Source organism: Azotobacter armeniacus (assembly GCF_054779355.1).
This window is the reverse complement of the sequence record NZ_BAAGYK010000013.1, coordinates 52717-65495: the sequence shown is the minus strand read 5'-3', so window position 1 is coordinate 65495 and position 12779 is coordinate 52717. Positions and strand designations below refer to the sequence as shown.

Annotated in this window: 14 protein-coding genes; 6 read left to right on the top strand and 8 right to left on the bottom strand. The window is 62.4% G+C overall.

The window, feature by feature from the left end:
- Positions 1–4: 4 nt before the first annotated feature.
- Together gmk and ACYVD0_RS03290 are read right to left on the bottom strand one after the other, a co-directional pair.
- On the bottom strand, positions 5–622 hold the full coding sequence (gene gmk, locus ACYVD0_RS03295; protein ID WP_460425465.1) for a guanylate kinase: 618 nt from the start codon (positions 620–622) through the stop codon (positions 5–7).
- Positions 623–663: 41 nt separating this feature from the next.
- The gene (locus ACYVD0_RS03290; RefSeq protein ID WP_460425464.1) at positions 664–1527 is read right to left on the bottom strand and encodes a YicC family protein; all 864 of its coding nucleotides are present in this window, start codon (positions 1525–1527) and stop codon (positions 664–666) included.
- A gap of 141 nt (positions 1528–1668) precedes the next feature.
- Between ACYVD0_RS03290 and rph the strand changes: the two genes are divergently transcribed.
- Both rph and ACYVD0_RS03280 read left to right on the top strand, forming a co-directional pair.
- Positions 1669–2388, top strand: coding sequence for a ribonuclease PH (gene rph, locus ACYVD0_RS03285; RefSeq protein ID WP_460425463.1), 720 nt, complete (start codon positions 1669–1671; stop codon positions 2386–2388).
- 16 nt (positions 2389–2404) lie between these two features.
- Positions 2405–2773 (top strand): DUF4870 domain-containing protein, encoded by a 369-nt coding sequence (locus ACYVD0_RS03280; RefSeq protein ID WP_460425462.1) that lies wholly within the window; start codon positions 2405–2407, stop codon positions 2771–2773.
- A 196-nt stretch (positions 2774–2969) separates the two neighbouring features.
- Here ACYVD0_RS03280 and ACYVD0_RS03275 read toward each other — a convergent pair whose 3' ends face one another.
- On the bottom strand, positions 2970–3230 hold the full coding sequence (locus ACYVD0_RS03275; RefSeq protein ID WP_460425488.1) for a transposase: 261 nt from the start codon (positions 3228–3230) through the stop codon (positions 2970–2972).
- A gap of 185 nt (positions 3231–3415) precedes the next feature.
- Between ACYVD0_RS03275 and ACYVD0_RS03270 the strand changes: the two genes are divergently transcribed.
- Positions 3416–4306, top strand: coding sequence for a LysR family transcriptional regulator (locus ACYVD0_RS03270; protein WP_460425461.1), 891 nt, complete (start codon positions 3416–3418; stop codon positions 4304–4306).
- A gap of 71 nt (positions 4307–4377) precedes the next feature.
- Here the strand turns inward: ACYVD0_RS03270 and ACYVD0_RS03265 are convergent, their stop codons facing one another.
- Complete coding sequence (locus tag ACYVD0_RS03265; protein WP_460425487.1) at positions 4378–5316, bottom strand: MFS transporter; 939 nt, start codon at positions 5314–5316, stop codon at positions 4378–4380.
- A gap of 24 nt (positions 5317–5340) precedes the next feature.
- On the opposite strand from ACYVD0_RS03265, the gene ACYVD0_RS03260 reads away from it, so the two are divergent.
- Complete coding sequence (locus ACYVD0_RS03260) at positions 5341–6021, top strand: RNA-dependent RNA polymerase family protein (protein WP_460425460.1); 681 nt, start codon at positions 5341–5343, stop codon at positions 6019–6021.
- Between the two features lie 233 nt (positions 6022–6254).
- On the opposite strand, the gene ACYVD0_RS03255 is transcribed toward ACYVD0_RS03260, so the two are convergent.
- Positions 6255–7034, bottom strand: a complete 780-nt coding sequence (locus ACYVD0_RS03255; protein WP_460425459.1) for an exodeoxyribonuclease III — start codon at positions 7032–7034, stop codon at positions 6255–6257.
- A gap of 80 nt (positions 7035–7114) precedes the next feature.
- On the opposite strand from ACYVD0_RS03255, the gene pyrE reads away from it, so the two are divergent.
- Together pyrE and ACYVD0_RS03245 are read left to right on the top strand one after the other, a co-directional pair.
- Positions 7115–7756, top strand: a complete 642-nt coding sequence (pyrE, locus tag ACYVD0_RS03250; RefSeq protein ID WP_460425458.1) for an orotate phosphoribosyltransferase — start codon at positions 7115–7117, stop codon at positions 7754–7756.
- Positions 7757–8128: 372 nt separating this feature from the next.
- Entirely contained in the window at positions 8129–9583 is a 1455-nt protein-coding gene (locus ACYVD0_RS03245; RefSeq protein WP_460425457.1) for a DUF3360 family protein, read from the top strand.
- Positions 9584–9702: 119 nt separating this feature from the next.
- Here the strand turns inward: ACYVD0_RS03245 and argB are convergent, their stop codons facing one another.
- From argB to dut, 3 genes are all read right to left on the bottom strand, one after another.
- Positions 9703–10605 carry an acetylglutamate kinase gene (gene argB / locus ACYVD0_RS03240; RefSeq protein WP_460425456.1) on the bottom strand — a complete coding sequence of 301 codons (903 nt, stop codon included), beginning with the start codon at positions 10603–10605 and terminating at the stop codon, positions 9703–9705.
- A 141-nt stretch (positions 10606–10746) separates the two neighbouring features.
- On the bottom strand, positions 10747–12144 hold the full coding sequence (gene algC, locus ACYVD0_RS03235) for a phosphomannomutase/phosphoglucomutase (RefSeq protein WP_460425455.1): 1398 nt from the start codon (positions 12142–12144) through the stop codon (positions 10747–10749).
- A 176-nt stretch (positions 12145–12320) separates the two neighbouring features.
- Positions 12321–12776, bottom strand: coding sequence for a dUTP diphosphatase (dut, locus tag ACYVD0_RS03230; RefSeq protein WP_460425454.1), 456 nt, complete (start codon positions 12774–12776; stop codon positions 12321–12323).
- Positions 12777–12779 lie beyond the last annotated feature (3 nt).

Genomic DNA, 12779 nt, shown 5'->3' with positions numbered 1-12779 from the left:
GGCCTCAGGCCAGTAGCTCGACGAGCAGGCTGCCGTGGCGGCGTTGCTGGGTCTCCTGCAGCAGCTGCCGGGCGCGGAAGATCGACTTCAGGTCCTCGAGGGCGTGGGCGAAGTCGTCGTTGATGATCAGGTAGTCGTATTCCACGTAGTGGCTCATTTCGCTGACCGCCTCGCGCATGCGCCGCTCGATGATCTCGTCGCTGTCCTGGCCGCGGTTGGTCAGGCGCTGGCGCAGGGCCTCCTGGCTCGGTGGCAGGATGAAGATCGATTGCGCCTGGGGCAGTAGCCGGCGGACCTGCTGAGCGCCCTGCCAGTCGATTTCCAGGATCAGGTCGAAGCCCTCGGCCAGGGTCTGTTCCAGCCAGAGCTGCGAGGTGCCGTAGAGATTGCCGAAGACTTCCGCGTGTTCGAGGAATTCGCCCCGTTCGAGCGCGCCCAGGAAGGTCGGGCGATCGACGAAGTGGTAGTTCACCCCTTCGACCTCGCCCGGGCGCATACCGCGGGTGGTATGCGAAACCGATACCCGCACCTGCGGCAGGGCGTCGATCAGGGCCTTGACCAGGCTGGTCTTGCCGGCGCCGGAGGGTGCGGAAATGATATAGAGGGTGCCGGTGGCGGACATGGACGTTTCCTGGGCGCGGATTCTCATGGGTGAGGGTGACTTCACTCGATGTTCTGCACCTGCTCGCGCATCTGTTCGATCAGCACCTTGAGGTTGACCGCGGTCTGCGTGGAGCGAGGGTCGAAGGCCTTGGAGCCGAGGGTGTTGGCCTCGCGGTTGAGCTCCTGCATCAGGAAATCCAGCCGGCGGCCGACCGTGCCGCCGTCCTTCAGCACGCGGCGGACCTCGGTGATGTGGGTGCAGAGGCGGTCCAGCTCTTCGGCCGCGTCGCTCTTCTGGGCGAGCAACACCAGTTCCTGTTCGAGGCGCTGTGGGTCCAGCTCCAGTTGTGCATCGCGGAAGCGGTCTAGGATCTTCTGCCGCTGGTTGGCGAGCATCTGCGGGACCAGTTGGCGCAGGCTCTCGACCTCCTCCAGCATGGCGTCCAGGCGCCCCTCGAGCAGCCGTGCCAGCTCCGCGCCTTCTCGGGCGCGGCCGGCCTTGAGCTGGGCCAGCGCCTCGTCGAACAGGCTCAGGGTCTCCGCGCTGAGGATCTGGTGATCGGTCGCGGCAGCGACCAGCACGCCGGGCCAGGCCAGTACGTCGAGGGGATTGATCGGCGCCGGGCGGGCGATCAGCGCGGCGACGTCTTCGGCGGCGGCCACCAGTTGGCCGACACGTTCGCGGTCGATCTGCAGCGGCTGCCCGGCGCTGCCCTCGTCGAAGCGCAGGGTGCATTCCACCTTGCCGCGGGACAGGCCCTGGCGCAGGGTGTCGCGCAGGGCGCCTTCGAGGTCGAGGAAAGCCTCCGGCAGACGCAGGTGTGGTTCGAGATAGCGGTGATTGACCGAGCGCAGCTCCCAGCTCAGGGTGCCGTGGGCACCGGCCCGCTCGGCGCGGGCGAAGGCAGTCATGCTGTGCGCCATGGTGTCTACCTCTCGGATCGTCGTATTTAAAGGGACGAGATTGTAGCGCAGTGCGTCGGCGCGGCCCAATCGGCGTGTTCGACTGGCGATGAGCGCCTTATAATGGCCGGCAAATTTTCCCAGACCGTACAGGTAGCCCAGATGAAACGTCCCACTGGCCGTGCGCCCCACCAGTTGCGTCCGATTCGCATTACCCGCAACTACACCCGGCATGCCGAGGGCTCGGTGCTGGTGGAGTTCGGCGACACCCGGGTGATCTGCACGGTCAGCGCCGAGTCTGGCGTGCCGCGCTTCCTCAAGGGCCAGGGCAAGGGCTGGCTGACTGCCGAATACGGCATGCTGCCGCGGGCCACCGGCGAGCGTACTCCGCGCGAGGCCAGTCGGGGCCGGCAGGGCGGGCGCACCCTGGAGATCCAGCGACTGATCGGCCGTTCGCTGCGCGCCGCGCTGGACATGGGCAAGCTGGGCGAAAATACCCTGTATGTCGACTGCGACGTGATCCAGGCCGATGGTGGCACCCGCACGGCCTCCATCACCGGCGCCATGGTGGCGCTGGTCGATGCCCTGGCGGCGCTGAAGAAGCGTGGCGCGCTGAAGGGCGATCCCCTGAGGCAGATGGTCGCGGCGGTCTCCGTGGGCATCTACCAGGGTGAGCCGGTGCTGGATCTGGACTATCTCGAGGATTCCGCCGCCGATACCGACCTGAACGTGGTGATGACTGATGCCGGAGGCTTCATCGAGGTGCAGGGCACCGCCGAGGGCGAGTCCTTCCAGCCGGAGGAGTTGAACGCCATGCTGGTCCTGGCCACCCAGGGCATCCGCGAGCTGTTCGAGCTGCAGCGCGCCGTGCTGGCCGACTGACGTCTTGGGAGTTTCCATGAGTTCGCCGTTGCTCGTTTCGCTGCCCGATCCACAGGCCCGTCGCTGGGCAATGCTCTGCCACTACGCGGCCTTCTTCTGGTTCATGGCGCCTCTGATCGGCAACGTGCTGGGACCGCTGATCGTCTGGCAGCTGCAGAAAGACCGGGATCCCTTCGTCGACTGGCACGGCAAGGAGGCGCTCAACTTCCAGATCACCTACAGCATCTTGATGATGGTCTGTGGTGCGCTCGCCTGGATCTTCATCGGCTTCCCGCTGATGGCCCTGGTCAGCCTGATGGCCCTGGTGCTGGTGATCATCGCCGGCATCCGGGCGAATGCCGGCAAGGCCTGGCGCTATCCCTTCTGTTTGCGTCTGGTGAAGTGAGCGGGCCAGAAAAAGCCGGCATGGCCGGCTTTTTCTGGAGTGGTATGGCTTACCCAAAATGCGCGGAAAGCCCCGTGCTTAGCGGCATCAGCGTTAGTGTGGGAATGTATGGCGCGGGGCGCGTTTAGCGCCTCCCTATTAGCGGCCTCGTCTGCTGCTCGATGTATATTGCTTGCAACCAAAAGCGGCGCTCCGCCTACGTTTCCAGCGAAATGCTGGAGCTCCATAGTGCGTTGCTCCGGTATGCCGGCGTGATCAGCTCGGAGTGGAGCTGCTTCATTCGACGGTTGGGAGCACCCTTCAGGCTGTTCACCAATTTCGAGATGGCTACCTTCGCCGGATAGTTCACTAGAACTCTTTCGCTGTACTCGGGCTCAAGGGGCGGCGCAGAATTCTCCCCTCTCCTCAGCCCTCTCCCCAGGGGAGAGGGTGTTGAAGAGCGTTGCTCCAAGATCATTGCAGTCTCGATCCGGTGTTTCACGAACCTGTTCTACTGTTCTAGCAGGTGAACAGGCTCCGTCTCGCCATTGAACTCGCGCAACTCAGCATCGAAGTCTTGGCAAACCTTCGGAACAGCGTTATGTCTCATTGCGGATTGATTAATATGGCTATTTGTTTAACTCTGTAAACTAGGAGAAGACAATGAGCCAGCTGGAAGACATGCGGCTGTTCATCACTGTACTGGACTGCAAGAGCTTTACCGCGGCGGCAGAACTAATGGGGCTGTCCAAACAATTCGTCAGCCGTCGGCTGATTCAGCTGGAAGCCCGTCTGGGCGTACGTTTGATCAACCGTTCTACTCGTAAACTTGATGTCACTTCGTTGGGGCAGGCGTATTACGAGAGCGCCAAGAAAATTCTCAAGGACGTAGACGAAGCGGAGCAGGCTATTTCCCAGCAGCGGGCCACACCTCGCGGAGCGCTACGATTATCAGCGCCCGTGTCGTTTGGTACCTTGTACCTCAGTTCATTGCTACCGGGCTTCCTTAAGCGTTACCCAGACATATTCATCGAACTGGATTTGAGCGACCGAACGGTTGATATGCTCGATGAAGGGTATGACATGGCAGTACGCATCGGCGTGCTGGCTGACTCTTCGCTGATTGCCCGTGCCTTATGTTCATCGGAAATGGTCACCTGCTGCAGTCCCGCATATCTTGAGCGTCGTGGTGCCCCCCAAACGCCTGCAGAGCTTCGCCAGCATGATTGTCTGGTCTATGGACACAGCAAGTCTGTGGACTGGATATACCGCCGTGATGGGCAGCCCGAGCGCATTGCCGTCCGGGGTCGCTATCGGGTCAATAATGGCGAGTTAGTATGCGATGCGGCCGTTGCCGGGCTTGGTCTGGCGCTATTGCCGACCTTTATTGCAGGTCGACATATCAAGTCAGGCGCATTGGTAACAGTACTGGATGAGTTTCAGCCGTCACCACTGAAAGTGTATGCGGTTTATCCACAGCACCGTCAGGTTTCGGTGTTGATTCGGGTCTTCAGCGATTACCTGCATGAAATGCTCAGTCAAACGCTGCTTTAAGGCCAAGGGGGGAATGAGCATAGCGGAAGGTGCGGGAGTGCCGGGGCTCTCGAATGAGCCCCGTGAGGTCTTCAAATGGTGACCGGAGTACGGTTTCTGGAATAAAAGACCAGCAATGCAAGCAGAGGTAGCATACTGCCGACCGAGATGACTCCCGGCCATCCCATATGTTCGTAAAGTGTGCCGGCAACTGCTGAGCCGATCGCGCCACCCATGAAAATACTGGTCATATACAGCGCATTAAGGCGCCCCCGGCTCGATGCATCGAGAGCATAGACCGTACGCTGGCCCAGCACCATGTTCATCTGTACTGCAAAGTCGAGGAAGATACCGGTGATTCCCAGAGTAATGACCCCGTTGGGAGTGGCAAACATGCCTGGCAGGAAGCTGAGTCCACCCAACAGCATGGCCAGCCCGGACATGACTCGGGTGTAGCCCGCATCGGCAAGTCGGCCTGCGATGGGAGCTGCAACAGCGCCAATGGCTCCGACCAGGGCAAAGACCGCAATTTGCGACTGGGAGAGTCCATACTCGCGGGACAAGGCGAGCGGAGCGGCTGTCCAGAACAGACTGAACGCCGCAAACATCAAGCCTTGATACAGCGCGCGCTCGCGCAGGACTGGCTCTCGTTTAAACAGTTGTCCCAGCGAGAGGAGCAACTGGGTGTAGGTCGCCTGATGGGCAGGGCAGCGGCTGGGAAGCAGGGTGCCAACCACCAGTGCGATACCAGACATCGCTACGGCTGCGCTGAGAAATACAGCTCGCCAATGGAGGTGATCGGCAATCACACTGGAAATCGGCCGTGCGAGCAGGATTCCCAATAGCAGTCCCCCCATGATTCCGCCGACCACCCGGCCACGCGTTTCTTCCGAGGCCAGATGTGCAGCCAGAGGGATCAGCATCTGTACCGAAACGGAGCTAAAGCCGATCAATAGCGAAGTGACCAGTAGGATATTGGGGCTGTCACTCAAGCCAGCTCCCAACAGACTGGCAGACAGCGGTATGCGCAGGAAGGCTACCGGGTCGTCGTTGACGTGGACCTGGAGAAGTTCTTCGACAGGGTCAGCCACGACATTCTCATGGACAGGCTGGCCAAGCGGATTGCCGATAAGGCCGTCCTGCGGCTCATACGGCAGTATCTGCAAGCCGGAATCATGAGCAATGGTGTGGTCATGGATCGTGACGAGGGAACACCCCAAGGGGGTCCACTCTCACCTCTCCTGGCCAATGTGCTGCTGGACGAAATAGACCGGGCACTACAGCAGCGAGGACACCGCTTTGCCCGCTACGCCGACGACTGCAACGTCTACGTCCGCAGTCGAAAGGCTGGCGAGCGAGTACTCCGCTCCATGCGGAGCCTCTATGCGAAGCTGCACCTCAAGGTGAACGAAACCAAAACCAAGGTTGGATCAGTCTTTGGCCGTAACTTCCTCGGCCATTGCCTCAGGCGATGGACGGGAGACACGGTGAAGATTGCGGTATCCCCCAAGGCACTGGAGACGTTCAGGCAACGCATCAGGCTCATCACTCGGCGCGTCGGCGGTCGCAGCCTGGTCCAGGTCGCAGAACAGCTTCGCGCATATCTGCCGGGGTGGAAGTCCTACTTCCAGCTTGCGCAGACACCGAAGGTGTTCAAGGATCTGGACTCGTGGCTACGCCCGACGACTCAGGGCAATCCAGCTCAAACACTGGCGAACGGGGACGACGATCTATAAGTCTCTTCGTCGTCTTGGGGCAACCCATGAGCTGGCGAGACTTGCTGCTGGGGTTGGCGGCAGATGGTGGCATTGCAGTCTGTCGGAGATTCACCGTGTTCTCTCGGTGAGCTACTTCGACAAGCTCGGTATACCCCGACTCACATAACCTCAACTTCTCGAACCGCCCGGTGCGGGCCCGCATGCCGGGTGGTGTGGCAGGGGCGCAGCCTGACGGCTGCCCCCTATGCCGATCAAAGGCTCAGCAGCCAGTCGTAGTCGACGATCAGCGGGGCGTGTTGGGAGAAGCGCGGCTGCCTTGGCAGGCGGGCGTTGCGCACGAAGCGACGCATGCCCGGGGTCAGCAGCTGGTAGTCGAAGCGCCAGCCGAGGTTGAGCATCTCTGCCTGTTCGCTGTCCGGCCACCAGCTGTAGAGGTCGCCCTCGCGGCTGGTTTCCCGCAGGGCGTCCACGTAGCCCATGTGGCCAATGATCTGGTCGATCCAGGCGCGCTCCGGTGCCAGGAAGCCGGGCAGTTGCTGGCAGTCGCGCCAGTTCTTCACGTCCTGCTTTTGGTGTGCCACGTACAGCGAGCCGCAATAGATGTATTCGCGGCGCTTGCGACGCTGCTTGTCAAGATAGTGGCCAAAGTCATCCATGAACTTGAGCTTCTGGTTCAGGTTCTCGTCACCGCCCTGCCCGGAGGGGAGCAGCAGGCTGGCGATGCTGACCTTGTCGAAGTCTGCTTGCAGGTAGCGCCCATAGCGGTCGGCCGTCTCGAAGCCGAGGCCGCTGATCACCGCCTTGGGTTGCAGCCGCGAATAGAGTGCAACGCCACCCTGGCTGGGGACTTCCGCCTCGCTGGCATAGAGAAAGTAGCCGTCCAGCTGGTAGGTCGGATCGTCCAGTTCGAAGACGGAAGCGCGGGTATCCTGCAGGCAGATCACGTCGGCATTCTGGGCTTGCAGCCAGCTGAGCAGGCCGCGCTCGACAGCCGCCTGAATACCATTGACGTTTACACTGATGATCCGCATACATGGCCCCCAAAAAAACCAGCGTGTATGATACCCGACCTCGGAGCATATAGCTAAATCCGTGCCTATCGGGACTTTTCATGCAGGCCTACCAGCGCGAATTCATTCGTTTTGCCATTGAGCGCGGTGTGCTGCGCTTCGGCGAGTTCACCCTCAAGTCGGGGCGGAACAGCCCCTATTTCTTCAATGCCGGGCTGTTCAACAGCGGTCTGGCGCTGGCGCAGCTGGGGCGCTTCTACGCCTCGGCCCTGGTCGACAGCGGCATTCCCTTCGACGTGTTGTTCGGCCCGGCCTACAAGGGCATCCCGCTGGCCGCCGCGACTGCGGTGGCGCTGGCCGAGCACCATGGTCGCGATCTGCCCTGGTGCTTCAACCGCAAGGAAGCCAAGGATCACGGCGAGGGCGGCACCCTGGTCGGGGCGCCCCTGGTCGGGCGGGTGCTGATCGTCGACGACGTGATCACTGCTGGCACTGCGATTCGTGAAGTGATGCAGATCATTCAGGGCCAGGGCGCCCAGGCGGCCGGTGTGCTGATCGCGCTGAACCGTCAGGAGCGCGGGCAGGGCGCGCTGTCGGCGATCCAGGAGGTCGAGCGCGATTTCGCCATGCCGGTGGTCAGCATTGCCTCCCTCTCCGACGTACTGGAATACCTGGCGGAAGATGCCGAACTCAAGCGACATCTGCCGGCCGTGGAAGCCTACCGCGCGCAATACGGCATTTGACCAATAGCTGATAGCTGAGCAGTTTCGGGGCGTACGATAATCGCGCCAAATATTCGCTTTCTGAATTGGCATGCCTGTTCGGGGCTCGTTAGAGGCCCGTCCGGCCAGTTCGATTGGCTGATAGTCGGCGCCTGAGGCCCCGGTACTGCGTTGCCGCCTCCCCCTCGCATGCCCCTGCGTGACTTGTCACGCCTGCCTGCCTCAGAGCTTCGGCCATCCGAATTTGAGTCGACCGATCCGTTGATCGCGCGAAGAGTCCGCGGTCATGCCGGATATGGTCAGCGCCTGAATAACAATAAAAAGATTAGTCGGGTCAAGTTGGCCGTGGCCAGCCTGTGCTCGTAATCTAAATTTTCTGGATGGTTTGAAAATATGACTGATTACAATGAAATAAGTTATCGCGATCTACATAAGTCAAAGGAATGTTTCGCATCACGGTCGGAATACCTCGAACATGAACTGAAGATCATGTCGCCGAAGCGTTGGCGAGTGAACTTGCCGTTCCGCGATTACCGTTTCGAGCTGGAGGACTGGGTTCCCGCGATGGCCGCGACCATCGGAAAGATCGTGATGGTGGCTGCCGTGGCAGGGGCCTTTGCTGCCCCGCTGGGACTGGGCGATGCGTTCGTGATCGAAAATGCCCGGTTTGAAATGCTGATTGCCGCCTTGCTGTTCGTAATATTGTTTTCCGGCATCCTCAACCCGACGGCCAACCTGGCCGGTACCCATGGTCCGTTGATTCCGTTGATTCCGTTGATCATGGCGGCGGGCGGTCACCCGATGGCCTTCGGGATCATGGTCGGTGTGCTGGGCTTCATGCTGGGGATATTGAAAGGCGGCAGTCTGATGGCGCGTCTGACCAGTGACGGGGTCTGCGGCGGTCTGCTGCTGTATCTTGGCTTCATTGGCATCGTTGGACAGATCAAGAAGCTGTTCGCCTGGGGCGAAGGTTTCGACATGGCCTATATCGCCTTCGTGGTGATTTTCGCCACTATCGTGTTGTATGCCTATCTGGAGCACGTCAGGTTGCGCTGGCTAGCCATTCCCCTGGGATGCGCTCTGGCGGCGCTGATTGCCTTTGCGCTGGGCGCGCCCTTCGAGTTCGTGACCGAGCCCGGTATTCCCAACCTGAATCCGGCCTACTGGTGGGGTGAAACCACCGGCTGGCAGATGGGCCTGCCGAACATGGAGCACTTCCTGGCCGTCGCACCTTTCGCCATCCTGGCCGTGGCCATGTGGTCCCCAGACTTTCTGGGGCATAGGGTCTTCCAGGAGCTGAACTACCCGAAAGGCTCCAACCGGGTGCTGATGAATATCGACGACACCATGTGTATCGCCGCCGCGCGGCAGGTCGTGGGTACTTCGCTGGGTGGCGGCAACCTGGCCTCCTCCTGGGGCACTTACATGGTGCCGGCGGCCATTGCCAGGCGGCCGATTCCGGCCGGCGCCATCCTGACCGGCCTGCTCTGCGTGGTGGCGGCGCTCTGGGGTTATCCGATGGACCTGGCGGTCTGGCCGCCGGTGCTGAGCGTGGCGCTGCTGGTCGGTGTCTACCTGCCGCTGCTGGAAGCCGGCATGCAGATGACCCGCGAGGGCAAGACCTCCCAGTCCGCGGCCGTGGTGATCTTCTCCTCGGCGCTGGTGAATCCCGCATTCGGCTGGTCGCTGACCATGCTGCTGGACAATCTGGGCCTGATCGGTGACAAGGAGCGTGGACAGGCGATGGGGCCTGTGCATCGCTGGATCATCCCGTCCTTCGTGTTCCTCCTGCTGGCCGGCATCCTGGCGGCTATCGGCCAGATCCCGGGCATTCCGGCACTGCTGTAAGGTGCCTGCACTGGCCGGGATGGCATCCGGCAAGAAAAAGGGGGAGCTTCGGCTCCCCCTTTTTCGTTCCGCATCGTCGGTGCAGGCCGGCCCCGCGCGGAGCCGGTCCTTCGCTGTGCTCAGCCCTGGCAGTTGGTGATCAGGGTGCCGACGCCGCTGTCGGTGAAGATTTCCAGCAGCACTGCGTTGGGCACTCGGCCGTCGACGATGTGTGCACTGGTCACTCCGCCCTGCACCGCCTCGAGAGCGCAGCGGATCTTCGGCAGCATGCCGCCGTAGATGCTGCCGTCGGCAATCAGGCCGTCCACCTGCTCGGTGGACAGTCCGGTGAGCACCTGGCCTTCCTTATCCATCAGTCCGGCAATGTTGGTCAGCAGCATCAGCTTCTCGGCCTTGAGTGCCTCTGCGACCTTGCCGGCGACCAGGTCGGCGTTGATGTTGTAGGACTCGCCGTCGGCGCCGACGCCAATCGGAGCGATCACCGGAATGAAGTCGCCCTGGACCAGCATGTTCAACAGGCCGGTGTTGATCGACTCGACCTCGCCGACCAGGCCGATGTCGATGATTTCCGGCTGGGTCATTTCCGGGGTCTGGCGGGTGACCTTGAGCTTCTTCGCGCGGATCAGCCCGGCGTCCTTGCCGGTCAGGCCGATGGCGCTGCCGCCGTGGTGGTTGATCAGATTGACGATGTCCTTGTTCACTTGGCCGCCGAGGACCATCTCCACCACGTCCATGGTCTGCGCATCGGTGACGCGCATGCCGTCGACGAAGCGGCTCTCGATGCTCAGGCGCTTGAGCAGGTCGCCGATCTGCGGGCCGCCGCCGTGCACCACCACCGGGTGGATGCCGACCGCCTTCATCAGCACGATGTCGCGGGCGAAGCCGGTCTTCAGCTCGTCGCTCTCCATGGCGTTGCCGCCGTATTTGATCACCAGGGTCTTGCCGACGAAGCGGCGGATGTAGGGCAGTGCTTCGGAGAGAACCTTGGCGACTTGGGTGGCGGCATCACGGCTGAGGGTCATGCTGAACTCCGCTGAACAGAGACTGGGATGAATGCGTCCGACACCGTGCCGGCATCGGAGGGAAATCGGTCGCCGTCGCAAATGGCGAAAGGCCGACGCCCCCCCTGGCGGCGGGCGTCGGCCTCGGTATGCCGGCCGGATTTAGAACGGCAGCTTCAGGTCCGGGGCGACATTATAAAGCTGTGCACGGAACACTTCCTGGATGCGTTGCAGCTCTTCGGCGCTCTCGGCCTCGAAGCGCAGCACCAGCACCGGGGTAGTGTTGGAGGCGCGCACCAGGCCCCAACCCTTCGGATAGTCGACGCGCGCGCCATCGAGAGTGCTCACTTCGGCGTCTGCGCCCCACTGGGCGTCGCGCTGCAGGGCCTCGATGATGGTGAACTTGCTTTCCTCGGTGACCTTGATGTTGATCTCCGGGGTGGAAACGTCGACCGGGAAGTCGGCGAACACCTGGTCGGCATTGCGCGAATCCTTGGCGAGGATCTCCAGCAGGCGCGCGGCGCTGTAGATGCCGTCGTCGAAGCCGAACCAGCGCTCCTTGAAGAATACGTGCCCACTCATCTCGCCGGCGAGCAGGGCGCCGGATTCCTTCATCTTCTTCTTGATCAGCGAGTGGCCGGTCTTCCACATCAGCGGACGGCCGCCGCTGGCCTTGATCAGCGGTGTCAGGCGACGAGTGCACTTGACGTCGAAGATGATCTCGGCGCCCGGGTTGCGCGAGGCCACGTCCTTGGCGAAGAGCATCAGCAGCTGGTCAGGATAGATGATGGCGCCGCTGTTGGTCACCACGCCGACGCGGTCGCCGTCGCCGTCGAAGGCCAGGCCGAGGTCGGCCTTCTCGCTGGCGACCTTGGCGATCAGGTCCTTGAGGTTCTCCGGTTTGCCCGGATCCGGGTGGTGGTTGGGGAAGTTGCCGTCGACCTCGCAGAACAGCGGGATCATCTCGCAGCCGATGGCCTCGAGCAGGCGCGGGGCGATCACCCCGGCGACGCCGTTGCCGCAGTCGACCACCACCTTCAGCTTGCGCGCCAGGCGGATGTCGCCGCGGATCTGCTCGAAGTAGCGCTCCAGCACATCGACCTGTTCGACGCTGCCTTCGCCGGCGGTCAGGTCGCCACTCTCGATGCGCTGGCGCAGCACCTGGATCTGCTCGTTGGCCAGGGTGTCGCCAGCGACGACGATCTTGAAGCCGTTGTAGTCCGGCGGATTGTGACTGCCGGTGAGCTGTACGCCAGACTTGCCGGCGAGGATGTTGGCCGCGTAGTAGAGCACCGGGGTCGGCACCATGCCGACGTCGCTGACGGTGCAGCCGCTGTCGCGCACGCCGCGGATCAACTGCTCGACCAGCTCGGGGCCGGACAGGCGGCCGTCACGCCCGACCGAAACATTCGGCTCGCCCTTGGCCAGGCTCTCCGAGCCGATGGCCCGGCCGATCCAGTAGGCGGCTTCCGGGGTCAGGCTGTCGCCGACCACGCCGCGGATGTCATAAGCCCGGAAGATGCTGGCGGGCAGGGAGGGGGCTTTCTGGAAGCTGTTCATGCAGGGGTGGTGCTCCGATGTTTCCGGACCGCCGGTCCGGGTTACTTCAAGGATGTCCATGTCGAGCATGTCATTGGGTGCAGCAGTCGGCGACCGGCTCGGTGGGCAAGAGGCCAGTCCATTGCCATTCGGTGCCGGCCCGCAGATTTGATGGGCGGGGCGCCGCAGAGTTCCAATCAGTGACTGCCCGAATGGCCGAAGCCGCCGGCGCCGCGCTGGCTCTCGTCGAACGCCTCGACCAGCTGGAAATGCGCCTGCACCACCGGCACCAGCACCAGCTGGGCGATGCGCTCGCCCACTGCGATGCAAAAGGCGCTCTGGCCGCGGTTCCAGCAGGAGACCATGAGCTCGCCCTGGTAGTCCGAGTCGATCAGTCCGACCAGATTGCCGAGGACGATGCCGTGTTTGTGGCCGAGCCCGGAGCGCGGCAGGATCAGCGCGGCCAGGCCGGGGTCGGCGATGTGGATGGCCAGCCCGGTGGGGATCAGGGTGGTCTGCCCCGGCTCCAGGGTCAGATCTTCCTGGAGCATGGCGCGCAGGTCGAGGCCGGCGGAGCCGGAGGTGGCATAAGTCGGCAGCGGATAGGCGCTGCCCAGGCGGGGGTCGAGAATCTTGGCTTGCAGACTGTGCATGGG